The sequence below is a fragment of the Psychromonas sp. genome, from assembly GCF_041586535.1.
Classification (GTDB): domain Bacteria; phylum Pseudomonadota; class Gammaproteobacteria; order Enterobacterales; family Psychromonadaceae; genus Psychromonas.
Genome location: NZ_JBFGZY010000004.1, coordinates 21,511 through 45,891, shown reverse-complemented (window position 1 = coordinate 45,891; position 24,381 = coordinate 21,511). Strand labels below are relative to the sequence as shown.

The window sequence follows — 24,381 nt, the reverse complement described above, 5'->3', positions numbered from 1 at the left end:
ATGAATAAATTATTGCTCTTGTGCTGCGCTTTTCTCCCTTTAACAACAGCTGTGTTTGCTTCTACCCTTGAGAGACAAAGGGAACTCTATTCGCAAGCTTCTGTTTTACAAGCACAAGGTAAATGGCAGGAGGCAAAACAGCGCACAGCATTAATGACGGATTACCCGCTAACTTATCTGCTTGAGTATCAGGCTCTGAAAGCAAACTTCGCGACCACTAAGGCTGCTGAGGTACAGACCTTTATCAATAATAACCCGGCACGCAGCGTTTCTCTGGATTTACAACGGGATTATTTACGTTATTTAGCAAAAAACAATGCCTGGCAGGAGTTTTTGGAGTTTTATCCGCAGCAGCCTAATAGCGGTGACCTTAAATGTTATTATTTTCAGGCAAAAGTCAGCCAGAACAAGACCGAAGCTGTCTGGCCGGAGTTTAAAAAAACCTGGTTAACGGGGCTTTCTTTAGCAAATGCGTGTGATGATGTCATTGCTGTTTACCGGGAAAAAAATAAGTTCTCCCAGGAACTGATTTGGCAGCGATTCAGATTAGCCTTTGAAAAAAACTCAAGCTCATTGATGCGTTATTTGATCACCTGGATGGAGGGGGAAAATAAAGCCCTGGCGACGCAGTTATATGCTCTGCATAAAAAACCTGCTGCCTTGTCAAACAGTGAACTATTCGAGAGGAGAAAACAGCTCAGTTTCCCTTTTTTACTGACCAGTATTAAACGTCTGGCAAGAACAGATCTTGATTCTGCGATATCTGTGCTTAACAGCTATCAAGATAAAATTCCCCTTAACAAATCAGAAGTTCTACAGCTGAAAAAATATGTTGCGCTACGGATTTTATTAGAAAATGAAGTAACTCTGCTGCCGTGGTTAGACCAGCATCTTATCTCTCTGAAAGATAGCGATTTAATTGAACTACGCATTCGTTACGCAATAAAATCAGATAACTGGCAGGACATAGAATACTGGCTCAAGGTGCTGCCTGCACAACTACAGAAAAGTACCAAATGGGTATACTGGCAGGCGCGTGTATTAGAAAATAAACTGCAGCAGAAACAAGCAGATAAACTCTACCGGAAAATTGCTAACGAAAGAAGTTATTATAGCTTTTTAGCGGTGCAGAAACTGGGGCTGGATTATCAACTCAACGCCAAACCAGTCAGCGACAATACGGGCAGCCTGAAGGGGATGGAAGGCGAATTAGCGCATATCGAAGAACTGGTCTTCCAGAAAGGTAATATTCTTTTGAAACGTGAATGGCAGTCATTGCTCAATAACAATGATAAAGACACGCAACTGCAGTTAGGTTTATACGCATATCAAAAAGGCTGGGCGCATCTTTCCGTATTAGCCAGTATTAACACTAAAAGCTGGGATGCGTTGAATATCCGTTTTCCTGAGGTGCAGCCGAGCTTGTTTTCAGACACGGCGACGCAATATCAAATTGAGCCGACTTATATTTATGCCATTGCCCGCCAGGAAAGTGCCTTTGATGAGGCGGCGAGATCCCATGCCGGTGCCCGAGGTTATATGCAGTTGATGCCCGGTACAGCGAAGGACACCGCACAAATGATAGGTCTGAAAGAGTATAAGGATCAGGCGCAGCTGAAAGAGGGGGGGATTAATGTAGCGTTGGGGACCGCCTATTTTGATATGTTATTGAAACGTTATAACGGTAACCGAATTCTCGCTACCGCTGCCTATAATGCCGGCCCTAGTCGTGTTGACCGCTGGCGCGGCAGTCAGGAAGGAAGAGCGGCTCAGGGCTTGAAAATGGACAGTTGGGTTGAAACGATTCCCTATAAGGAAACCCGTAACTATGTACAAAACGTATTAGCTTATAACGTTATCTACCAGCATATTTTAGATAAGCCTCGTGAATTTTTTAATAAAGAAGAGCTTAATGCGCGTTATTAGCAGTAGAGGGAGCTGATCAGGGCTTAGGTCCTGACTTCCCTCACCAGCATTGTTCATTGGGTAAGGTGCCCGAGTCGTCTTGATAGTGCTGACTGTCCTGATTAATTACTAAGGTTGTACATTGGAGTACATCATCCGCCTGTATTGTGCCTGCTTTAGCAACGGCTTTCATTACGTAAGTTGTCCTGCCTGCTGATACAATAGTAAAAGTGTAATAATCATGATCAGCAGGTAAACCGACATCAGCTTCTAGCGCCGAATAGGTCGGACTGAGAATATGCAGGCTGGATTGCATCAGCTGCGCTTTGGTCAATTCCGCTTTTGCATCGCCCCGATTTGTTTTCAGCAGATATGATTTGTATGACGGGTAAGCAATGCCGGCTAATATGCCAATAATCGCTATCACAATTAATAGTTCGATTAATGTAAATCCTTGCTTCTTTTCCATTAAAAGCTCCATCACTTTAAAGAAGAACTGCAGTTCAGTGTAGGACTCAATTAACAAACTGGCAGGTATTTATAAAAGCTTAAGAGTGAAATATGTGCCGCGATTAACAAACCAGAGCAGCAGGTGGGTTAAAGCGTCAAGGAGGAAAATGTCTCTGTCGCTGGCTATCTAGATTGAAAACTATGCAGTTTTCATTACTTTTAACCAGCAACATTGTTCAATATTGATTGGTGACACGTGGTTTATTGTACAAAGCAAGTGTAAAAATCATTTCTAAAGACGGAAAATTTGCAGAGATGAGTTATTGTAAAGTTTCAATCTGCAAACATTGATTAATTGGATATTGTCTCAGCTTATTCAATTAAATAATTTTTTAATAATACCCGTGGTTTCTTGGATTTTTTTGGAGTTAGTCGGGGTGATAAATATCGTATCGTCACCTGCGATTGTTCCCAATATCCCCTCGGCTTTGCCGATTGAATCCAATAGGCGCGCGATTAACTGGGCGGCACCCGGACTGGTGCGTAGTACAATTAAACTATCATTACGATCTATGTCCAGGACAAGATTTTTCAACGGACTGGTGATGATTGGGATGCTCAGCTCTGCAGGTAAACAATATACCATTTCCCGCTTGGCATTGCGTGTACGCACCGCGCCTGATTTGCTTAACATACGGGATACTTTTGACTGGTTTATATTGTGAAAGCCGGCATTAAGTAGGGCTTCGACTATCTCACCCTGCGAGCTGAAACGTTCTTTTTTTAATAACGCTTTGAAAAAGTCTATTAATTCTGTTTGTTGGCTCATTTTTTACTCTATTGAATGTTTCAAGGTGGCAATGATAATGAATAATAATCATTTATCAATAGAGAAACCTGCAATAAAAGTGCATGAATATTCATTTTTGACTATATTTTTAAATAAATACCATTTAATTTCAGGCTTGTTGTATTATTATCACTCACCCTGATTCTTTCAGGTTTTCTAGAGTAACTTATTGTTATTATTAATAAACGGATATTGAATGCTATGCTTATTACCCGCTTTTTTTTGTCCCTGTTGTTGGTGCTTTCTCCCTTTTCTATTTCAGCCTCCGCAAAAATTCCTCAGGAGAATATGAACGTTCGTTTTGCGACCAGTGCAAATTATTACCCCTTTGCATACCTGGATGAACAGAAACAGATCCAGGGTTTTGATATTGATTTGGCCAGGGCGGTTTGCGCAGCTGTGGATTTAATCTGTACTTTTCAGCACCAGCGTTTCGACAGCCTGCTGCTATCCTTACAATTCGGGCGTTTTGATGCTGTTATTTCTGCTTTAGATATTACCAGCGAACGTAAAGAAAAAGTTGATTTTACGGACAGCTATTTCAACAATTCGCCGGTATTTGTCAGTAAAAAATTGCCCTTAGCAACTTTTTCAACTGCCGGTAAATTTATAGGTGTGATAGCCAACTCATCCAATCAGGCATATCTTATAAAATATGAAAAAGAGAATAGTTTTATTGTTGCTTATGCCACCTATTCTGAAGCGTTTTCGGCTTTAACAAATGGGAAAATTGATGCTGTTTTTGTGGATCAGGCTGCGGCATCGGAGTTTTTAAAAGTGGCTGATAATACCCTCTATTTTTATGCGCAAAAAATCAGTGAAGCGCAGCAAGTCTTCTTTTCGGAAGGTTTTGCTATCGCCATTAAAAAAGGGAATCTGGCCCTGCGCCAACGTTTGAATCTTGGTCTTAAAATTATTACTGAAAACGGTACTTACCAGACGATATATGAGCGCTATTTTTAAGTTTTATCGTCTTATTATTTTAAAATAAGCGCGACCTCTCTTAACCATCATTTTTTTCATTAATACCTTTATACCGGTCACAAATAATTAACATTTTCAACACGCTCAGCCGTTTTTGATTAAAATGGATTGCAATATAAATGACTGTATTAAATAGGGAGAACGTTATGAAAATTATGAAAGTTGCTGTCCTTGGCGCTGCTGGTGGTATTGGCCAAGCCCTGTCTTTATTGCTGAAACTTGACTTACCTGAAAATTCAATTTTATCACTTTATGATGTTGCTCCGGTAACACCGGGCGTCGCAAAAGATTTAAGTCACATTCCAACTAGTGTCAAAGTTGATGGTTTTGCCGGTGAAGATCCTACTCCTGCCATTGAAGGTGCGGATGTTATCTTGATTTCTGCGGGTGTAGCCCGTAAACCGGGTATGGATCGCTCCGATCTATTTAATATTAATGCAGGTATTATCAAAGATTTAGTCACTAAAATTGCCGAGGTTGCGCCCAAAGCCTGCATCGGTATTATCACCAATCCGGTTAATACAACAGTCGCGATTGCCGCGGAGGTACTGAAAGCGGCGGGCGTCTACGATAAAAGAAAGTTATTTGGTATTACCACGCTGGATATTATCCGCGCGGAAGATTTTGTTGCCGAGCTTAAAGGTTTACCGGCAGAGCATGTTCGCGTGAATGTTATCGGGGGGCACAGTGGCAGCACTATCCTGCCAATTTTATCGCAGGTACAAGGCGTTACTTTTAGCGATCAGGAAGTGATCGAATTAACTGAACGTATTCAGAATGCCGGAACAGAGGTAGTTAATGCCAAAGCCGGTGGCGGCTCTGCAACCCTTTCAATGGCCCGTGCCGCTTCCATCTTTGGTGTGAACCTTGTGAAAGCCCTTTTAGGTAAGCAGGGGATTATTCAAAATGCCTATGTAGATGGCGGAAATGCATGCTCTCCATTCTTCACCCAACCCTTGTTACTGGGTAAAGAGGGCATAGAGCGTGTGTTGCCTTTTGGTGAGTTAAGCCCTTTCGAAGAGCGTAAAAAACAGGAAATGTTATCTGTATTACATGCCGATATACAAATGGGTATCGATTTTGTTAATAAAGCACAGTAAGCGCAACGCATTATAATCCTTAATGCCGCCTGATTATTGTATGGGCGGCATTGTTCAACTTCTAGAATCCGCCGCGCAACATTCTTTTAATCATTAATTATTATATTTAGAAATATCAAATCTACTTTTAATGTTTTCACTGTGGCAATTATTTCTCTATAGTTGGCTATAAATAAAAACTTACCTTTTAATTAATAGAGTACCTATATGGATTACCTGCCAATTTTTACCAAACTTGAAAACCGTCCCTGCCTTGTTGTCGGAGGCGGGGAGTCTGTTTTTCGTAAAGTTCACTTATTACTGAAAGCGGGAGCCGATGTGACGGTTTGCGCTCTGGAATTTCATCCTGCTTTATTAAAGCAGGCCGCTAACAATGAAGTGAAAATAATCAAGCAGGAATTCAGCGAACAGCTGCTTGAAAATAAATGGCTGGTTATCGCCGCAACAAATAAGCAACCGCTGGATCAGCTAATTGCTGAAGCGGCGCATAAGCGCAACCTGTTGGTTAATGTGGTCGAACAGCCGGAAATATCCAGTGTTATTATGCCTTCTATTGTGGATCGTTCACCGATCATAGTGGCTATTGCAAGTGCTGGTAAAGCGCCAGTATTGGCGCGCCTGATCCGTGAGCGTTTAGAAAGCTTATTACCTATGCATCTGGGACGATTAGCTTCTATTTCCGATGAATTCCGCCATCGTGTGAAAAGCGTGATCAAAGTAACTTCACTGCGCAGACGCTATTGGGAAAAATTGTTCGGCAACGGCATACTGGCGAATCTTTTGCAAAAGGGGCAAACGGATAAAGCTATTGCGCTGATGGAAGAGAGTCTGACCCTTGATGTGGCGCAGGGCGATGTTGCCCTAGTGGGGGCCGGGCCCGGCGATCCATCACTTTTAACATTAAAAGCGCTACAGTTAATGCAGCAGGCTGATGTGGTGTTATATGATCGTTTAGTGTCTGCTGAGATTTTGGATTTAGTGCGCCGTGATGCTGATTTAATTTCTGTGGGTAAAGCGGCGGGCAATCATGAAGTAGAACAGTCACGTACCAATCAAATGCTGGTTGAATTTGCCCAACAGGGTAAAAAAGTAGTACGTCTGAAGGGCGGAGATTCATTTATTTTCGGCCGTGGGGGCGAAGAGCTTGAGGAGCTGGTTGAAGCAGGCGTTGCGTTTCAGGTTGTGCCCGGTATTACCGCGGCTTCCGGCTGCAGTGCCTATGCGGGCATTCCGCTAACCCACCGTGATTTTGCACAATCGGTAACCTTTGTTACAGGGCACCGCAAAGCGGACGGTGAGCAGCTTAACTGGCAGGCGCTTGCCTCGCCTAATCAAACTCTGGTTGTGTATATGGGACTGCTGCAGTCAGAAGAGATCAGAACACAATTACTGAGTTATGGTCGTGATCCTGAGACGCCCGTTGCATTAATTAACAAAGGAACCACTTCAGATCAGCATGTGGTGATTGGCAAATTAGCCGAACTTGAACAACTTGGTGGCGGTCTGCAAGGTCCAACACTGATGATTATTGGTGAGGTAGTCAACTTAGCTGATAAACTTGTCTGGTATAATCCTGACAATAATCACAAGCTGTCGCGTGATCCTTTTTTAGTCAATTTAGCTTAACAGGTGAATGAGGCTAACGGCTTACCCGCAGTTTTCTAAAAGTGCTGGTTCTTTTAGAAATACAAACTCTTGCCTGTTTGAATATTAGTTAGGCTAAATAACCTCAATTCTGTATAAGATAAAAACTTAACCTTTGATATTAAAGTATATTACGCTGTAATTATCCTGAGTTGAGGTTAAATAGCATATTTTTGACTAATGCGAACTTTCGTACTCATTAAAGTTGAGAGTGGTTGCTTGCAAACTGCTATTACCAGAGTTATCACTCAAGTTGAATCACGATATCACAGCACTTTTCAATGAGAGTAAGATCGTGACTAACAATAAGTAATGCGCATTGTTGCTCGCGGGCCAAATCAATCAAAAGCTCAGTGATTTCTTTAGCGATAAACGGATCGAGTCTGGAAGTGGGTTCATCGGCAAATAGGAACACAGGCTCAAGTAGCAGTGCACGTAAAATCGAAAAGCGTTGCAGCTCACCGCCTGAGACATCCCGCGCTGTACGTTGCAATAATGATGGCGCTAAATTTAATTTTTGCATCAGCGGTGCAATCTTGTCCGTGTCGAGTTTGTGCAATTTCACCAAATCATCGAGCAGCGTCTGCAAGGTGACATGGCTGCTTAGGCTCGATGGTGGGTCTTGAAATAGCTTCAACCATTGATGCGGCCTCGCGTTTTGAAGTAATGGTTTAATTTCCCCTTTTGTCGGTGCTAATAAGCCAAGCAGCGTATCGCCAAAAGTGCTTTTTCCACAGCCGCTATCTCCGACCACACCAATAATTTCTCCTGCATGACAAGTCAGGTTCAGCCCGGTGGCTGTCCTGCTTTTTTATACTTACCTCCTTAGCCCGTTAGTGTCATTTAAATTTTACAGCTGGCTAAATCTGTTACGAAATCTCCCGTATATTTACGGCCTAACTTTTCAAGTTCATCTACGCTCATAATAATTGATTTAGGCTCTTTACACCTATCGCTGTTATTTTGATTAGATGTCGATGTTGCTTCTAAATTTTGTTGTACCTTACAAAACTGCCCCATAGAAAAATTGACCGCTCTTAAGTAATCACGAAAAACAGTGGCACTGGTATTTGTGTAGCAGTTAATAATTGCTTCAATATCAGGGTTATCTATATTGTCGCTAAGCACATTTATTGTCTTTGCTATTTCGCTTTCACCATTTGAAAAGCCACCTAGCTCGCCTATCGATTGATAAATGATGTGCTGTGCAGTGATGTTCTTGACTTCATTCTTATCTTCAGAGAGAAAATAAACCCCCAAAATAAGAACAATTATGAAACAACCAAAAATAAGCAATGCACTGCCAAAAATTTTTATGGTTTTAATGTTTTTCAAGATATATTTACCTCTCTTAATATGCTGTTCTGGTTTTATTATATATCTGTTTAATTTCCTCTTTTATTCTCACATAAACAACCTTCTTTACCTAGAAAACCGCAACAAGTGTGGCTAAAATTTAATACCAGTTATGATTCTAGTGGTATAGTGATTTTGGTCACTAATACAGAGAAAATTAGCTTATTTCTAAGGCGCGCCCCCTAAGCGCCTTGGATAATGAAAATTTAAACTATCGCCACGCTCGTTTTATTCCGACAGCGAGCAGCTTATGAACTAGGGCGCCATATAGTTTAAAAAAACAGCACCAGCTCTGGCATTCGTTTTTTAAACTATATGGTGCTCTAGTGGATATGTCAGATCTAATACCATCCTGACTTCAAAATTGTCATATCAGATTCAAACTAACCTATATATTTGTGCATTTAATGTAAAGTTGATGCCAACTAGCTTGAAATAGGTTTAAGCAACTTCCTAACTACACACAACTACACCCATTCATCGCCAAATACCATCGCAGAAATTCATAATTGCATACTATCCTTGACGACGTTGACGAGATTGAAACCGACGACCCCGACAAGGTTTAGAGGGAAACTGTAGCGTTAGGTTGAAGGTGTTCCCGGAGAATTACCGGAATTCTGGCGGTGATATTAGAATTCAGGGCTGAAAGTATCTGGCTATTTTCTAGTGAAAAATATTAAGCTTGCTATTTTGTTTTTATTTGCTTAGTTTGACTGTGATATATTATTTTTACTTAAATTTTATAGTGTCATATCGTTGCTGGATAAAGGATATTAATAATGGAAAAAAACACTACTAAGTTAGTCGCTGCAATTATCACCTACGTTGTATTAATCTCAGGCTGTGCTACGCAATCGCACAGAAAAGTTGAAGTCGAAACGGTTAATTCGTATCAGACTCCCTATAGAGGCGCAAAAACAACACTGGTTGTTGGTGAGTTCGATAATAGATCCAACTATATGCAAGGCATGTTTTCCAACAATAGCGCACAATTAGCAAACCAATCTAAAACAATTCTAAAAGCACATTTAACTCAAACAAATCGTTTCAAAATGGTCGACCGTGATAATTTGGTACATATCAGCAAAGAAGCTGAATTACTTGGTAAAAAATTGCAATTAAAAGGTGCACGTTATGCTATTTCAGGAGCCGTAACTGAGTTTGGCCGAAAAAATATAGGCGATAAACAACTATTCGGAATTTTAGGTTCTGGTAAAAGTCAAATTGCCTATGCAAAAGTAACCATCAACATAGTCGATGTACTAACCTCTGAAGTTATCTATTCAACACAAGGTGCCGGAGAATACGGCTTAAATGAGCGTGAAGTTCTAGGGTTTGGATCAAATGCGGGTTATGACTCAACACTCAACGGGAAAGTACTTGATTTCGCAATTAAAGAATGTGTAAACAACATGGTCAAAGATCTGGAAGCGGGAATCTTAAATGTCAGTATTTAATTCAACAAATGGCTTAAAAATTATGTTAGTCGTAACCGGACTATTATTATCTGGTTGTACTGTTAAAGATACTCGAATGTATTATTGGGGGAATTATGAACGCATGCTATATGCACATCATTTGAAATCCGAAGAAGTAAGCTCGCTACAAGAAATTGAAATCTTAACACAAGACATAGATAAAGCCTTAGCCAGTGGGAAACCAGTTGCCCCAGGTATACATGCACATCTTGGTATGTTGTATGCCTCGATGGGAGATCTGGACGCAGCAGTCGATGCGTTAAATAGGGAAAAACAAAGCTTCCCTGAATCAAGAGTGTTAATTGATGGGTTCATTCAACGAATTAGCAACGCAAAAGCAATTACAAAATAATATAAAGGATTAGGGTAAAAATATGAGCCTTCCAAGATTTTTGGTGCTAATTTGCATCTTAACATTAACGGGTTGTACTGCAGTTCAACCTTACGATTACACTGCTTTAAACAATGCTGCTCCACGTTCGATATTAGTGATACCTCCAATAAATAATTCAATTGATGTCACTGCTCCATATTCATACCTATCCACTGTGAGTCAACCGCTTGCTGAAAAAGGATATTATGTTTTTCCTGTTTCTGTAATTGATGCATTTTTAAAAGAGAATGGCTTGCCTACACCAATGGAAATGAACAGTATACCGCTTGATAAGATCAAAGAGCATATAGGTGCTGATGCCGTTTTGTATGTTACGATTGAAGACTGGGGGCAAAAGTTTGTTTTACTTTCCTCGAAAACAATTGTAAAAGGTAACCTAAGGTTAGTTTCAGTAACTACAGGTAACTTACTTTGGGAATCCCCAATTATGGCTGAAGTAGCTTCAGACAGTGGAGGTGGCGGTTTAGCTGGGGCTTTAGTGAATGCGATTTTGACACAAGTAATAAGTTCAATAAACGATAGAACACCTGCTGTTGCTCGTATGGCTAATAATATTGCATTTTACTCTCCCAAAAGAGGTTTGTTACCTGGTCCATACGCACCTGTGGAAGTTCCAAAAAACTAATAATCCGCGTATACAAACACAGCATCATCTATCTAAAAACCCTAGATCGCTAGGTCAATACCACCATATTGGCCTGGCAAATCTCCATCAGTCATCACCACTACTAACACCCTAAATAGATCATCTAATTATCGGAATTGGTATTACTCTCATTATTAGTTAAACGACGGGTAGGATTTAGTGTTCAGCAACTTACTGGTATTGAATTATCGACATTTATGGTTGCCAAAAATACACAAGGCTGGTTTTACCCACTTATGGCGTTGATAACACAGAACATGTTATCGAAACTCAAAAACACATGGAAAAAGACAATCCATTTCCTGTCAAAATATGCCAAACGGACACATCCAGACAGGGATAAAAAAACGGGACGATTGCAGTATGGTTTAAACCCAATTACTTCTTAATGTCCAACCTATGAATAAAGCCACATTTCCATAGCGAGGCAATAAAAGATAGCAGCACATAAAACTCCGAATAACTTACAACAATGCCTCTTAATGCAGCAATGCTTCGATATCTCGAAAGCGAAGAACAAAACGCTGAAAAAGCCAAAGGGCAAGACTGTTGTAAAACAAACTTCCAGGTTGTTAGAGCCAATACCACACAATTTCCACACAATTCATCTTTAATGATGAAAACCCCAATAAATACAATTTGTTATATTTTTCTGATTCTTCATTTTTAGCCTATATTTTTTTTCTATACTGGTTCCAATCACTTTAACTAAAGCATTTATCTATTTTTATTAAAAAAATCGGACAGGCCATGAATAAAAAAATAAAGCATATTCTCCTATTTATATCGCTCCTTGCTGCAATAGCTTTTTCTGTCAACCATTACCTTTTCGGGAATGAAGATGGAAAACCTGTTTTTACTACCGATTTTGTAAAAAAAGGAGATATAGAAAGTGTGGTATTAACCAATGGTGTTTTGTATCCCTATAAACTGGTGGATGTGGGCTCTCAGGCCAAGGGGCAGATAGAAAATCTTGCGGTCGAACTTGGTGATCTGGTTAAAAAAGGCGATCTCATTGCTCAGATTGACAGTTTAAGCCAGCAAAATGCACTCAAAGAAACACAGGCGTCACTTAATAGTATTAATGCGCAATATCGGGCAAAACAAGCGCAAATAAGTCAGGCTAAATCAGAGTTTAATCGCCAGAAAAAAATGCTTGCAGATGGTGCAAGCTCGCAGTCTGCCTATGACAGTGCCGAAGCTTCTCTGATGGTTTACAACGCTGAACTAGAGCAGATAAAAGCACAAAAAGAACAAGCACTTATCAGCGTAGATGATGCCAAATTGAATCTTGGTTATACAACGATTTCAGCTCCGATAGATGGCACGGTTGTCTATGTCTCGGTTGCCGAGGGACAAACACTAAGCGACCAGCAGGGTATCCCGAGCATTATTGAATTAGCTCAGCTGAATACCATGACCATTAAAGCGCAGGTTTCAGAAGCGGATATTATTCATGTCACACCGGGGCAGCCCGTTTATTTCTCAATTCTTGGCGATTCAAAGCAAAAATTCAAGGGCGTTCTTCGTGCCATTGAGCCAGGGCCAACGCTGATGACCGGTGACGACAGTCAACTCAAGATAGGTGACAGCGATGCTATCTACTACAACGCCTTATTCGATGTGGAAAACCCCAACAACTTGCTTAGAATCGGCATGACTGCACAAGTTTCTATTATTCTCGACAGCGCCGAAGATGCGTTACTGGTTCCTTCTCAGGTACTTATCGCTGCCCCAGGTCAAGCAGACAGTTATCAGGTTCCGGTGAAAGCAGCAGACAAAGTGGAATACCGGAAGGTTAAGGTTGGTATCAATAATAGTGTTTATACGCAAATCCTTTCCGGACTTGAAGAGGGAGATGAAATTATTATGGGGGATTCTTCAGGTGCCAGTCTCTCTGCTTCTCGTCAACAGGGGCCAGGCCGCCAACAGCCAATGGGATTTTAGAGTATGAGTGAAGTGCTATTAGATATCAAAGGGGTAAGCCGCACCTTCAGTGCAGGAGATCAGGCGCTTACGGTACTTAATAACGTTAGCTTGAAGGTCCATCGTGGAGAAATGATTGCCATCATAGGTGCTTCCGGATCGGGGAAATCCACATTAATGAATATCTTAGGCTGTCTGGATAAACCCTCAACCGGAAGTTATCTTATTAATGGCCAGGATATATCAAAGATGGATGAAGATCAGTTGGCGGCACTGCGTCGTGAGTACTTTGGCTTTATATTCCAGCGCTACCATCTTCTTGGTGATCTTTCTGCCGTTGCCAATGTTGAAGTACCTGCGCTCTATGCCAGTGAAGAGAAAAGCGCACGCCGGGTAAAAGCGGAAAACTTGCTTTCCCGTCTGGGGCTCAGCGACCGGATGGATCATAAACCCAGTCAGCTTAGTGGTGGTCAGCAGCAGCGGGTCAGTGTTGCACGTGCATTAGTTAATGGCGGCGATGTTATTTTAGCGGATGAGCCAACCGGCGCGCTCGATAGCAGTAGCGGTAAAGAGATGATGAAGCTGTTACAGGAGCTGCATAAAGATGGCCATACCATTATTCTGGTTACCCACGATGCGCAGGTCGCTGGATTTGCTGATCGTATCATTGAAATAAAAGATGGCGAGATCAAAAGCGATCGTGCCACTAAAGTGGAAGCAAGCGTCGTTTCTGCCTTGGCAGGTAAAGTCACAACTGACAAGAAAAAGCACAGCCGATTTGATTGGTCCCGTTATTTTGAAGCACTGAAAATGGCGCTTATTGCCATGTCCAATCATCGCCTGCGCACGTTTTTAACCATGCTCGGGATCATTATCGGGATCGCCTCTGTTGTCTCCGTTGTTGCACTGGGCACCGGTTCACAACAGTCCGTTCTGGCAAATATGGCATCAATGGGGACCAATACCATTGAGATCAAACCGGGTAATGGCCTGGGGGATCGCCGCTCAGGCAGAGTACGCACGCTAACAGCCAGTGATGCCAATGCACTCAAGACACTGCCATTTGTCGATAGTGTTACCCCGACAGTCAGAGCCAATGTTGCTATTCGCTATGCAAGTCAGGCAGTAAGCGCGGAGGTCCAAGGTGTTGGTCCTGAGTACTTCAGGGTGCGTGGCTATACCTTAGCACAGGGGCAATACTTTGATGATGCCAGTGTTGATGCACTCGCCCAGGTGGCGATTATCGACTCAAATACCGCCGAAGAGGTGTTTCCAAATGAAAATCCGATCGGCAAGGTGATTTTTCTTGGCAAATTACCTGTCACGATTATTGGGGTGACGGAGCCAAGGGAGAATGCCTTTGGCAATAGTGATTCGTTGAGTGTATGGATCCCGTATACCACAGTTTCCGGACGTATATTCAGACAAGATGATGTTAACGATATCACGGTACGCGTTAATGAGAGTGTCTCGAGCACGGCTGCCGAAGAGGGGATTATTCGTCTTTTGAAAATGCGCCACGGTGTAGAGGACTTCTTCACGGTAAATACGGACACGATACGGGAAAACATTGAAAAAACCTCTGCAACAATGACCCTGCTTATCTCCACGATTGCATTTATCTCTCTGGTTGTAGGCGGGATCGGGGTCATGAATATTATGCTGGTTTCGGTGACAGAGCGGACCCGAGAGATAGGCATCCGCATGGCCGTTGGTGCCCGTAAGAGTGATATTCTACGGCAGTTCTTGATTGAAGCGGTGTTGGTGTGCATCTGCGGTGGTATTCTTGGGATCTCGCTGGCATTTTTAGTCGGGATTATCTTTGCTTCAAGCAGTAGCAATTTTCAGATGGTTTACTCGATAAACTCTATTATTGCCGCGTTTGCCTGCTCAACACTGATCGGCCTGCTATTTGGCTATTTACCAGCCCGTAGCGCCGCCAAACTTAACCCTGTCGATGCACTGTCAAGAGACTAATCTTATGAATAAAAATAGTTTTCAGCTAACTTCCTTTCTACTTTGCTTGTCGATCCTGACGGGGTGCAGCTCGCTTAACCGTAGTGAGTTTAAGATGCCTACAGCCGATATTCCGGATAATTGGCAGCAGGACAGTGAGTCGTTAACATCGTTGGCAGCTGTAGATGAATGGTGGAAGCAGTTTAACGACTCGCAATTAAACAGCCTGATTGAACGCGCTTTACAAACCAATAATGACTTGGCATTAGCTACACTTAACCTGCGTAAGGCGCGTCTTAACGCCGGGTTAAGTGAGGATGATAAACTGCCGGATTTGTCATTTAGTGGTGCGCTTGCCAATGAAAAATCCCTGGACAGTGGTGCTGGCGATAAAAGTTTTAGTACCAATACTTCTCTCAGCTATAAACTGGATTTATGGGGAGCGCTTTCTGCAGCAGCAGATGTAACGCAGTGGGAAGCTAAAGCGAGTTTCGAGGATAGGGAAAGTACTGCGCAGGCTCTGGTGGTGACTGTTGCCACTTTGTATTGGAAAATTGGCTATCTGAATCAGCGGCTTTATCTTGCGCAGGACAATATTAAAGGCATTGAACAGGTCGTTGCGCTTACTCAACAGCGCTATGATAATGGTTCAACGACCCGATTAGCGCTGCTTGAATCAACCCAGAACCTCTACAAACAACAGGTGAGTTTCAGTCAGCTGCAGCAACAGTTAACTGAAAGTAAGAATGCAATGTCAATATTGCTTAATCAGCCGCCGCAGGATCTTATGTTAAGCATCGAAAAGCTGCCTGAAGGCGCATTGCCGGATATCGCCTCGGGTATTCCGGCGGAACTTCTATTACGCAGAGCGGATGTGAAATCATCTTTATACCAATTGAAGTCGATGCTTGCCAGTAAAGATGCGCTTGCTGCCAGTTACTTGCCATCGCTGATACTAACCGGGGAGTTGGGTACATCCTCATCAGATCTTATCGAGTTATTGCAGAATCCAGTGGGGAAATTAGGCGCAGGGTTAACTCTTCCCTTTCTTGAGTGGAACAAGATGAAACTAAATAAAAATATTGCTGAACTGGATTATCAAACAGCGGTAATTAATTACCGTGTTACCCTTTACCAGGCTTTTGCAGAGGTAGCAAATTATCTTTCAGCAAGAAAGCATTATCTTTATCAAACTGAAACACAGCAAGCGTTATATCGTAATAGCCAAGAAGCTGAAAAAATTTATGCAAGCCAATATCGCGCGGGGGCAATTGCTATGATTGACTGGATAAACGCCATAGAGGCTAAACGTGACGCACAAGCTTCGCTATTAGAAAATCAATATAATCAACTTGTTATACAAGCTAAATTGTATCAGTCATTAGGCGGTAAAGATATTGCGCCGAATATACCAAGCAATATCGATTAAGGGGCATCCTCAAGGTGTTTTATTGAGGAGAGAATTGAACGGCAGTTCAGTGTTATGAGCGGGCTAAGCTCAGCGTGCCCTTACGCAGTTTCTCAAAAGATCAGGGATTCCCGATAAAACAATTCGGGAATGACAGATATACGTTAAGGAGCCCACGTTGAGGCTATTCTATAAATTTTTCCTGGCATTCTGCATCACCAGCTTTGTTGCTGTGGGGTTAATGCTTTCACTAATCACCGTTAATTTATCCAGCGGCTTTAACGATTTTGTCAATGCTGCGGAGCATAAGCAGGTTGCACATCTAAAAAGCAGAATTATCTCTTTCTATCGGGACAATGGCAGCTGGCAACTGCTTAAGGGAAATGAAGCACTGTGGAAAGAGATGCTTGGTGCTAAAATGGATAAGCCACTGTCTTCCGAAACGCTAAGCGCACCCGAAAATCCTCCTGAAGCTGACGATAGTCTATTAACATTAAGTAGTTTACTGCAGACCAAAAAACGATTAAGCCTGTATGATCTTAATAAGCAGGTCATTATCGGCAAACCTTTAATCACTGATAACCCTTACAGCGAGGTTATCGAGCTAAATGGAGAAACAATCGGCTGGCTTAGTCTTGTCCCTTCACAGCTTGCCGAGGGTAGTCCGGGCAATGAGTTTTTGGCACAACAATACAAAAGCTATTACATTATTGCACTGGCTGTTATCGTCCTGGCATTCGTAACCGCCTGGCTATTTTCAAGACATCTGGTTGCGCCAATCAGCTTGCTTATTGATGGGACCTACACCCTGATCCGGGGGAATTACCGTATTCGTATTGAAAAGAAAACTAACGATGAACTGGCGTTATTGTCCGATAATGTCAATGTATTGGCTGAAACCCTGGACAAGAATCAGAATAATCGTTTTAAATGGATGTCAGATGTTTCTCATGAGTTGAAAACGCCGCTAACCGTATTAAGAGGACAGCTTATCGGCATTCAGGATGGGGTATTTGTCGCAGATGAGCAGCGTGTTCAGCTGTTTATCGATCAAATTGACAGCATGAGCAATATTGTTAATGATCTCTATCAGCTGTCCATCACGGACGTAGGTGGGCTCACCTATAAGAAAGAACCGCTAAACCCCATTCAGATACTGCTTCAGGTTGCAGACAGTTTTACAGCTAAGTTTGAACAAAAAAAATTAACGGTTGATTGCTCTGGACTTGCCCCGCTGATGGCCAATAAAAAGTGTAGCGTATTAGCTGATAAAGACAGAATGAGGCAGTTATTTGTCAACCTCCTGGAGAATAGTTGCCGTTATACGGATGCGCCTGGAGATATCCATATTTCCGCGCAGATTATCGTGCATAATGTCCATATTCAGATTCAGGATTCCGCGCCCGGGGTGCCGATGAATATTCAGAATCAATTATTTGAACGTTTTTATCGGGTTGAGCCGTCTCGCAACCGGGGCTCCGGCGGATCCGGATTGGGACTGGCTTTATGCAAACAGATTGTCGATGCTCATCAAGGGGCAATTCACACCTCTGACTCATCACTCGGTGGGTTAAGTATCAATATAACACTACCATTACACAGGAGTTACCCGCAGTGAACAAGCAGACAATTTTGATCGTTGAGGATGAAGTCCATATTGCCGAGGTACTGATAGCCTACTGCCAGAACAGTGGCTATCTTGCTGAACACCTCAGTAGCGGCAAAGATGTGCTGCGCTTTGTTAAAGAGAATCCTGTGGATCTGATGTTGCTCGATCTGATGCTGCCGGATATTGATGGCCTGGAAATCTGCAAACAAGTCAGAGCCTTCTCACAACTGCCTATTATTATGATCACAGCCAAGAGTGAGGAGATTGATAAACTACTTGGATTAGAGTTTGGCGCCGATGATTATATCTGCAAACCATTTAGTCCCAGAGAGGTGATCGCCAGGATCAAAACCGTGCTGCGTCGGGTGAGCAATAATGCCGCTGAAGTCGATGCGGCGCATATCATTAAGCACTCCGGCTTTGAGATGAAAACAGATGAGCATGAGGTTAGCTTTAAAGGGCAGTTTTTGGATCTGACGCCCAGAGAGTTTTTAATACTCAAGCTTTTTTTAGAAAACAGCGGCCGGGTTTTCAGTCGTGATGAAATTTTAGTCTACGCCTACAGTGACACCCTGGATATATCCGATCGTAATATTGATACCCATATCAAAAACATCCGTAAAAAAATCAATCAAATAGCAGAACAAGCAGATCCTATCCGCTCAGTTTATGGGATTGGTTATAAGTTTAATAAACAATAGCTGCGCTCAACCATTCAGTAATGCTGGACTTTTGCTCTCTGAGCTATTTTTATAGGGGGATAAAACGCAATTCTAGCCGACTAGAGAAGCAATATTACGCTTTTAACTTCAATTTATTTACCATTTCAGCAATCAATTTATACCTGATTTCTCGCTTCATTAACATTGATGTCTCTGGCTAATAAGCTTCTCGCCCCCCCTTCAGGCAGCAGGTTATCAAAAAACCACTGAATATAACGTTTGCTTGAGCCATCAACTTGTAACTCATTTGATAATGGTATATCTGAGTACAATGCATAGTTGTCTGAATTATCAAGCCACTCCTGAGCATATTGAAAAGACCAGATGTCGTTATCTTCAGACAAGAGAGCAACCAAGTTGGTATTAATATAAACCTTAAGCTCGCGCATCTATCCGACCTTTATCTGTTTAATTTTTTCCAGAAACTTATCTTCAATACCAGGCGGTAAATCGATGGATAACTCAATACCTAACTGCTCAAGCAGTTTTAAAACCCGACCTATTTCAACCGTTTCCTTACCATTTTCAAACTGGCTCATAAACGTCAGCCCATTACCCGATAACAGACCGGCGGTTGATTGATCTAAAGATTGTGACTGTCTAACAATTCTTGCCAGCTGACCTAACTGTTTCGTATTTTCTATTTTCATATAAGCACCTATGCGTTCGCATAAATACCAACTCAAAAGGATAGGAATTTAAACAAATTTATTCGAACGTATAAATTTGAGCAAAAAATCGTTTATAAAAGGACTTTTATCTGCGAGTGCATAAAAACTAAAATTATCCCTTCCTGTTGAGGTTATTATCATTATGAGAAGTAATTAAATTCGATTTCATGCTCGGAATCGGGAATTAGCGCGCGTAATACGTCGCTCTTGTTCGCTAAAAGATCAGAAACGTAATAGATACAAAAAAGCTACTATTTGGTAAGTAGCCTTCATACAGGCGTTACGCTTAACGGGTGTAATGGTAAATGTAAAGATTACACCTCGATTGTTAGGTTTACTTACTTAACGAAGCATTGCTTGCTCAACCTGAAAAACGGGCAAAGCTAACGTTGCTATCAGTACGATTCAAAAACTCTACGCCATTGAAAAACGCCGTCAAGGCGCGCTAGAAAATAAGGGAAATCGAGCCCATACCTTTTTTAGATAAATTCAAAATATGGCTGGATAAAAGCGCACAAATTCTCCTACCTAAAAGCTATCTGGGTATCGCTGTATCGTACGTGTTGAATAATTGGCAGGCGTTAACGCGCTATGTTGAAAACGGTGGATTGGGCATTGATAATAATGTCACTGAGCGGGATATCCGGCCCTTTACCACGGAGAGAAAAAACTGGATGTTCGCACAATCAGTCAAAGGCGCAGAGGCGAGTGCAACACTTTACAGTATTGTCATGACCTGCTGTGCACATGATATTAACCCTTATTTTTATTTCCAAAAGCTGTTCGAAGCGCTACCAAACCGTGAAGAAGATGCCGATTTAAGCGATTTATTACCATGGCATGCGCAGTTCAAATCTTGATATAGCTGAGTGCACTACTTAACCGCGCGCTTCCGTTTAAGTTACTTTTAGCGCGTACATTGTCAGATGCGTTCATTTTGCTTTTCTGGTAGTCATTTATGTAATCGTAAATCAACCTCTGCCTAAAATTAGCCGTTAAATTCTGAGATCATAGCGTTTCTTAGCTATGGAAATTTTCAGAGCCAATCAATTGCATTGCAAAGATGGTCTAAACTCAAAAAGCTGCAGGTTAATTAAATACAACGCTCTAAAAGTAGAGGTTAAGCGTAATGAAAAAATTAATAATATTAATGATCACTTTCATCGTCACAATGAGCCCTGTATTAGCCAGCACACAAATTTCGTCAAGAATATCACAATCATCAGATGATGCTGAAGAAAGTATCAGTAGCGGAAGTATGGATATCTCTGGCTCTGATCTTGAGTTGGTGGACGACCAAGTAATAGGAATGAGATTCAATAATATAGATATCCCACCTGGCGTGAATATAATCAATGCTTATATTCAATTTACAGTCGATGAAACCAAAGGAAGCGGCTCCGGGGCTATTCTCGATTTTCATGCTCAGGCAATTGATTCTGCTCAAACCTTCACATCCTCAACTTATGACATCTCCAGCAGAATCAAAACAAACATGGCTATCCAGTGGAATGTTGCAGCTTGGAATAGCGTCGGTGAAGCGAGTGTAGATCAGGTAACACCTGATCTGTCCTCTGTTATACAGGAAATTGTTGATAGACCTGGATGGACTCAATTTAACTCCATTGCCATCATTGTAACAGGCGCTGGCACAAGAACTGCCGAAGCATTTGATGGAGAGTCTGTAGCAGCCCCTCTTCTGGTTATTGAATATGAGAGCGGTCCTCCTGAATGTTCAGATGGTATAGATAATGATGCTGATGGCTTAATAGATTTTCCAAGCGATCCGGAATGTTTGTCAGAAGCTGATAATGATGAGATTGACGCACTTTCCACAACAACAATTTCCTCAATAATTTCACAATCTTCTGATGATGCAGAAGAAAGAAGTGGTGGTTCAATGGATCTCAGCAGTTCTGATTTAGAACTGGTTTTTGACGATTCAAATCAGGAGGTTGGCATGCGCTTTCAGAATATTGGAATTCCTCAAGCAGCCATAATAACAAATGCCTATATTGAATTTGCAGCAGACGAAACAAATTCTGTCACCACTAATCTCGAGTTATTTGCTCAGGATACAGATAATGCACCCACTTTTTCATCATCAAGTAATAATATTTCCAACAGAATTAAGACATCCGCTTCAGTGCAGTGGAACGATATTCCGGCGTGGAGTAGCGTCTCTGAGAAACATCGTAGTCCAGATATATCCACTATAATTCAGGAGGTTATTGACAGGGGTGGTTGGTTAAGTGGAAATTCCATCGCTATTATAGTGGCAGGAAGTGGGGAAAGAACAGCAGAAGCTTATGATGGTGAATCACAAAATGCAGCACTTTTAGTTATTGAATACACGACAGAGCAACCTGTTTATCAATGCGCTGATGGCTTTGATAATGATGGAGATGGTTTAATAGATATGGCTGATTCGGGCTGCGCCAGTTTTACTGATACGAGTGAGTTTGCAGACAATGAATGTGATGATGGCCTTGATAATGATGGTGATGGTTTAATCGATGTGGCTGATTCTGGTTGTAGCAGTTTTAGTGATACGAGTGAGTTTGCAGACAATGAGTGTGATGATGGCCTTGATAATGATGGTGATGGTTTAACTGATGTTGCTGATCAGGGCTGCTTCAGTGCCAGTGATGTTAGTGAGTTTGCAGACAATGAATGTGATGATGGCTTTGATAATGATGGTGATGGTTTAATCGATGTGGCTGATTCGGGCTGTGCCAGTTCTAGTGATACGAGTGAGTTTGCAGGCAATGAATGTGATGATGATCTTGATAATGATGGTGATGGTTTAACTGATGTTGCTGATCCGGGCTGCTCCAGTGCCAGTGATGTTAGTGAGTTTGCTGACAATGAATGTGATGATGGCCTTGATAATGATGGTGATGGTTTAACTGATATTGCTGATCCGGGCTGTATAGATTTAACTGGTTTCGATGAAACTAATTGTGGTGATGGAATTTGTGAAGCTGAAGAAAGCTGGCAAACATGCCCTCTGGATTGTGCTGTGCCTCAATGTTCAGATGGTATAGATAATGATGCTGATGGCTTAGCAGATTTTCCAAACGATCCGGGATGTTTGTCAGATACAGATGACAATGAGATTGACGAACTCCCCACAGCAACAATTTCCTCAATAATTTCACAATCCTCTGATGATGCAGAAGAAAAAAGTGGCGGTTCAATGTCTCTAAGCAGTTCTGATTTAGAACTGGTTTATGATGGTTCGAATCAGGTGGTTGGCATGCGCTTTCAGAATATTGAAATTCCTCAAGCAGCTATAATAACAAATGCCTATATTGAATTTGCAGCAGACGAAACAAACTCTATCACCACTAATCTCGAGTTATTTGCTCAGGATACTGATAATGCACCCACTTTTTTAACATCAAGTTATGATATCTCCAGCCGAGTTAAGACATCTGCTTCTGTACAGTGGAGCAATGTTCCTGCGTGGAATAGCGTCTCTGAGAAACATCGCAGTCCAGATATATCACTGATAATTCAGGCAGTTATTGGTAGAAGTGGGTGGTTAAGTGGAAACTCCATCGTTATTATTGTGACAGGAACTGGCAAAAGAACTGCAGAATCCTACAATGGCGAATCACAAAATGCACCTCTTTTAGTGATTGAATACACTACAGAGGCGCCTGTTTCTCAATGTGCAGATGGTCTTGATAATGATGGAGATAGTTTAATAGATATGGCCGATTTTGGATGCGCCGATGCCAGTGATACGAGTGAGTTTGCAGACAATGAGTGTGATGATGGGCTTGATAATGATGGTGATGGTTTAATTGATATTGCTGATCAAGGCTGTATAGACTTAACTGGTTTCGATGAAACAAATTGTGGTGATGGAATTTGTGAAGCTGAAGAAAGCGAGCAAACATGCCCTCTGGACTGCACGGAGCCAGAATTCGGTTTACTAAATGTAACAGGAAACAACGAGGATCTAATTGAGGGGACATTTACTCCATCAAACAGCGCAGATTTACCTAATTTGGGAACGCAGTATAAACGCTTGATTCACCGGGGAGGATTCGGCACCGATTCAGTATGTGGCTTGAGAGGAGAGATAATTAAGGTTACAAATCTGAATGACAGCGGATCGGGATCATTAAGGGATGCGGTAAACCAGAATGGACCAAGAACAATTGTTTTTGAGGTTTCCGGTGCTATTAAATTACAATCGCAACTTGAAATTAATTCGCCATTTATCACGATTGCAGGGCAAACGGCCCCACCTCCAGGTATCTCTCTTTATCACCAAGTATTAAGTGTTCATACGCACGATGTTTGTTTGCAGCATATTAGAGTTCGCCTTGGCGACCGCGATCATAACTTAAACCTTATAAGTGGGAAGGAGGCTGAAGTCGCGGATACCGTGATGATAAGTGGTGGGTTCGACCCAGGGGGAACGTATAATGTCGTTCTCGATAATATGTCTGTCAGTTGGTCTATAGATGAAACCATATCATTCTTTGATGGTGTGTCAAATTTGACAATTCGTGATTCTATTATCGCAGAGCCCCTACGATTGAGTGTTCACGAGGATGATCATGCGTATTGTTTCTTTATTCAGGATAGTGAAAGGGTTTCCGTCATCGGAAATTTATTGGGCCACTGCCAAAGACGCTCGCTTCGAATGGATGGAGGAACATTGCAATACGTAAATAACTTTGTCTACAACCCAGGGGAATACGCAGTTCATGTGCATGAGCTACCAATTCATGTAACAATGGTTGGCAATGTCATGGATTTTCCCGATGATGCCGGTAATCGCTGGAACTATAGTGGTGCAGAAGAATTCTTTGCGAGCCGAAGCCCTGAAGCCAAGGTTTATTTCCTCGGTAATAAATCTTTCGAAGATCGCCCGTTGCATCAAGCTCGTGACGAAGGATTACCTGTCGTTTTACAATCTGTCCCTAGAGTGTGGGAGGGTAATGTCATGGCACTAACGGCAGCCGACGTTGCAGAATGGATTAGCAACTGGGTAGGAGCATTTCCACTGCATCGTGATCTTGTTGATGCTCGAATTATCGAAGGGGTAAGAACGCACACTGGAACGTATTTGGATTCTCAAATGGATAATGGCGGTTACGTTGATGTCGAGGAAAATCAGAGGATTTTGACGCTACCCGAAAATCCTCAAGGAGATGATGATAATGACGGTATTTCAAATTTAGTTGAGTGGCTGCAATTGTATACTGATGCGATTGAATAATTGCAATATTCACTGTTAAATGAAAATAGTTACAGTA

General features: G+C 41.9%; 20 protein-coding genes and 1 pseudogene. 15 read left to right on the top strand and 6 right to left on the bottom strand.

What is annotated here, in order from left to right:
- Entirely contained in the window at window positions 1-1,926 is a 1,926-nt protein-coding gene (locus ABZA00_RS01210) for a transglycosylase SLT domain-containing protein (RefSeq protein ID WP_372880314.1), read from the top strand.
- Window positions 1,927-1,966: 40 nt separating this feature from the next.
- On the opposite strand, the gene ABZA00_RS01205 is transcribed toward ABZA00_RS01210, so the two are convergent.
- The gene (locus ABZA00_RS01205; protein ID WP_372880313.1) at window positions 1,967-2,374 is read right to left on the bottom strand and encodes a type IV pilin protein; all 408 of its coding nucleotides are present in this window, start codon (window positions 2,372-2,374) and stop codon (window positions 1,967-1,969) included.
- 357 nt (window positions 2,375-2,731) lie between these two features.
- Window positions 2,732-3,184 carry a transcriptional regulator ArgR gene (argR, locus tag ABZA00_RS01200; RefSeq protein WP_372880312.1) on the bottom strand — a complete coding sequence of 151 codons (453 nt, stop codon included), beginning with the start codon at window positions 3,182-3,184 and terminating at the stop codon, window positions 2,732-2,734.
- Window positions 3,185-3,493: 309 nt separating this feature from the next.
- Here argR and ABZA00_RS01195 point away from each other — a divergent pair, with 309 nt between their 5' ends.
- The 3 genes from ABZA00_RS01195 to cysG all read left to right on the top strand — a co-directional run bounded on the left by ABZA00_RS01195 (window position 3,494) and on the right by cysG (window position 6,915).
- Entirely contained in the window at window positions 3,494-4,168 is a 675-nt protein-coding gene (locus tag ABZA00_RS01195; protein WP_372880311.1) for a transporter substrate-binding domain-containing protein, read from the top strand.
- A 176-nt stretch (window positions 4,169-4,344) separates the two neighbouring features.
- Window positions 4,345-5,289 (top strand): malate dehydrogenase, encoded by a 945-nt coding sequence (gene mdh, locus ABZA00_RS01190; RefSeq protein WP_372880324.1) that lies wholly within the window; start codon window positions 4,345-4,347, stop codon window positions 5,287-5,289.
- Between the two features lie 207 nt (window positions 5,290-5,496).
- Complete coding sequence (gene cysG / locus ABZA00_RS01185; protein ID WP_372880310.1) at window positions 5,497-6,915, top strand: siroheme synthase CysG; 1,419 nt, start codon at window positions 5,497-5,499, stop codon at window positions 6,913-6,915.
- Window positions 6,916-7,177: 262 nt separating this feature from the next.
- On the opposite strand, the gene ABZA00_RS01180 is transcribed toward cysG, so the two are convergent.
- Entirely contained in the window at window positions 7,178-7,717 is a 540-nt protein-coding gene (locus ABZA00_RS01180; RefSeq protein WP_372880323.1) for an ATP-binding cassette domain-containing protein, read from the bottom strand.
- A gap of 59 nt (window positions 7,718-7,776) precedes the next feature.
- On the bottom strand, window positions 7,777-8,268 hold the full coding sequence (locus ABZA00_RS01175; RefSeq protein WP_372880309.1) for a hypothetical protein: 492 nt from the start codon (window positions 8,266-8,268) through the stop codon (window positions 7,777-7,779).
- Between the two features lie 803 nt (window positions 8,269-9,071).
- On the opposite strand from ABZA00_RS01175, the gene ABZA00_RS01170 reads away from it, so the two are divergent.
- The 9 genes and pseudogenes from ABZA00_RS01170 to ABZA00_RS01130 all read left to right on the top strand — a co-directional run bounded on the left by ABZA00_RS01170 (window position 9,072) and on the right by ABZA00_RS01130 (window position 18,410).
- Window positions 9,072-9,749 carry a CsgG/HfaB family protein gene (locus tag ABZA00_RS01170; RefSeq protein WP_372880308.1) on the top strand — a complete coding sequence of 226 codons (678 nt, stop codon included), beginning with the start codon at window positions 9,072-9,074 and terminating at the stop codon, window positions 9,747-9,749.
- Window positions 9,736-10,122: a DUF4810 domain-containing protein gene (locus tag ABZA00_RS01165; protein WP_372880307.1), complete on the top strand. Its 387-nt coding sequence runs from the start codon at window positions 9,736-9,738 to the stop codon at window positions 10,120-10,122. The genes ABZA00_RS01170 and ABZA00_RS01165 overlap by 14 nt, the downstream gene beginning before the upstream one ends.
- 22 nt (window positions 10,123-10,144) lie before the next feature.
- Window positions 10,145-10,789, top strand: a complete 645-nt coding sequence (locus ABZA00_RS01160; protein ID WP_372880306.1) for a DUF799 domain-containing protein — start codon at window positions 10,145-10,147, stop codon at window positions 10,787-10,789.
- A 143-nt stretch (window positions 10,790-10,932) separates the two neighbouring features.
- Window positions 10,933-11,199, top strand: a pseudogene (locus ABZA00_RS01155) (IS4 family transposase); the annotation flags it as partial.
- 361 nt (window positions 11,200-11,560) lie between these two features.
- Window positions 11,561-12,757, top strand: a complete 1,197-nt coding sequence (locus tag ABZA00_RS01150) for an efflux RND transporter periplasmic adaptor subunit (protein WP_372880305.1) — start codon at window positions 11,561-11,563, stop codon at window positions 12,755-12,757.
- A gap of 3 nt (window positions 12,758-12,760) precedes the next feature.
- Complete coding sequence (locus tag ABZA00_RS01145) at window positions 12,761-14,713, top strand: MacB family efflux pump subunit (protein WP_372880304.1); 1,953 nt, start codon at window positions 12,761-12,763, stop codon at window positions 14,711-14,713.
- Window positions 14,694-16,121 carry an efflux transporter outer membrane subunit gene (locus ABZA00_RS01140; RefSeq protein WP_372880322.1) on the top strand — a complete coding sequence of 476 codons (1,428 nt, stop codon included), beginning with the start codon at window positions 14,694-14,696 and terminating at the stop codon, window positions 16,119-16,121. The genes ABZA00_RS01145 and ABZA00_RS01140 overlap by 20 nt, the downstream gene beginning before the upstream one ends.
- Window positions 16,122-16,278: 157 nt before the next feature.
- Entirely contained in the window at window positions 16,279-17,718 is a 1,440-nt protein-coding gene (locus ABZA00_RS01135; protein ID WP_372880303.1) for an ATP-binding protein, read from the top strand.
- Window positions 17,715-18,410: a response regulator gene (locus ABZA00_RS01130; protein WP_372880302.1), complete on the top strand. Its 696-nt coding sequence runs from the start codon at window positions 17,715-17,717 to the stop codon at window positions 18,408-18,410. Before ABZA00_RS01135 ends, ABZA00_RS01130 begins: the two co-directional genes overlap by 4 nt.
- 137 nt (window positions 18,411-18,547) lie before the next feature.
- Here the strand turns inward: ABZA00_RS01130 and ABZA00_RS01125 are convergent, their stop codons facing one another.
- Complete coding sequence (locus tag ABZA00_RS01125; protein ID WP_372880301.1) at window positions 18,548-18,820, bottom strand: HipA N-terminal domain-containing protein; 273 nt, start codon at window positions 18,818-18,820, stop codon at window positions 18,548-18,550.
- Window positions 18,821-19,081, bottom strand: coding sequence for a transcriptional regulator (locus ABZA00_RS01120; RefSeq protein ID WP_372880300.1), 261 nt, complete (start codon window positions 19,079-19,081; stop codon window positions 18,821-18,823).
- Window positions 19,082-19,554: 473 nt separating this feature from the next.
- On the opposite strand from ABZA00_RS01120, the gene ABZA00_RS01115 reads away from it, so the two are divergent.
- Both ABZA00_RS01115 and ABZA00_RS01110 read left to right on the top strand, forming a co-directional pair.
- Window positions 19,555-19,962 carry a transposase gene (locus ABZA00_RS01115; RefSeq protein ID WP_372880321.1) on the top strand — a complete coding sequence of 136 codons (408 nt, stop codon included), beginning with the start codon at window positions 19,555-19,557 and terminating at the stop codon, window positions 19,960-19,962.
- A 269-nt stretch (window positions 19,963-20,231) separates the two neighbouring features.
- Window positions 20,232-24,344 (top strand): hypothetical protein, encoded by a 4,113-nt coding sequence (locus tag ABZA00_RS01110; protein WP_372880299.1) that lies wholly within the window; start codon window positions 20,232-20,234, stop codon window positions 24,342-24,344.
- Window positions 24,345-24,381: the final 37 nt, after the last annotated feature.

What these genes read in the sequence shown, in the direction of transcription:
- ABZA00_RS01125 (WP_372880301.1), bottom strand. Translation starts at nt 18,820, where the DNA reads ATGCGCGAGCTTAAGGTTTATATTAATACCAACTTGGTTGCTCTCTTG.
- ABZA00_RS01110 (WP_372880299.1), top strand. Translation starts at nt 20,232, where the DNA reads ATGAAAAAATTAATAATATTAATGATCACTTTCATCGTCACAATGAGC.
- ABZA00_RS01205 (WP_372880313.1), bottom strand. Translation starts at nt 2,374, where the DNA reads ATGGAAAAGAAGCAAGGATTTACATTAATCGAACTATTAATTGTGATA.
- ABZA00_RS01165 (WP_372880307.1), top strand. Translation starts at nt 9,736, where the DNA reads ATGTCAGTATTTAATTCAACAAATGGCTTAAAAATTATGTTAGTCGTA.
- ABZA00_RS01150 (WP_372880305.1), top strand. Translation starts at nt 11,561, where the DNA reads ATGAATAAAAAAATAAAGCATATTCTCCTATTTATATCGCTCCTTGCT.
- ABZA00_RS01140 (WP_372880322.1), top strand. Translation starts at nt 14,694, where the DNA reads ATGCACTGTCAAGAGACTAATCTTATGAATAAAAATAGTTTTCAGCTA.
- ABZA00_RS01160 (WP_372880306.1), top strand. Translation starts at nt 10,145, where the DNA reads ATGAGCCTTCCAAGATTTTTGGTGCTAATTTGCATCTTAACATTAACG.
- argR (WP_372880312.1), bottom strand. Translation starts at nt 3,184, where the DNA reads ATGAGCCAACAAACAGAATTAATAGACTTTTTCAAAGCGTTATTAAAA.
- ABZA00_RS01195 (WP_372880311.1), top strand. Translation starts at nt 3,494, where the DNA reads ATGAACGTTCGTTTTGCGACCAGTGCAAATTATTACCCCTTTGCATAC.
- ABZA00_RS01120 (WP_372880300.1), bottom strand. Translation starts at nt 19,081, where the DNA reads ATGAAAATAGAAAATACGAAACAGTTAGGTCAGCTGGCAAGAATTGTT.
- ABZA00_RS01170 (WP_372880308.1), top strand. Translation starts at nt 9,072, where the DNA reads ATGGAAAAAAACACTACTAAGTTAGTCGCTGCAATTATCACCTACGTT.
- mdh (WP_372880324.1), top strand. Translation starts at nt 4,345, where the DNA reads ATGAAAGTTGCTGTCCTTGGCGCTGCTGGTGGTATTGGCCAAGCCCTG.
- ABZA00_RS01145 (WP_372880304.1), top strand. Translation starts at nt 12,761, where the DNA reads ATGAGTGAAGTGCTATTAGATATCAAAGGGGTAAGCCGCACCTTCAGT.
- ABZA00_RS01210 (WP_372880314.1), top strand. Translation starts at nt 1, where the DNA reads ATGAATAAATTATTGCTCTTGTGCTGCGCTTTTCTCCCTTTAACAACA.
- cysG (WP_372880310.1), top strand. Translation starts at nt 5,497, where the DNA reads ATGGATTACCTGCCAATTTTTACCAAACTTGAAAACCGTCCCTGCCTT.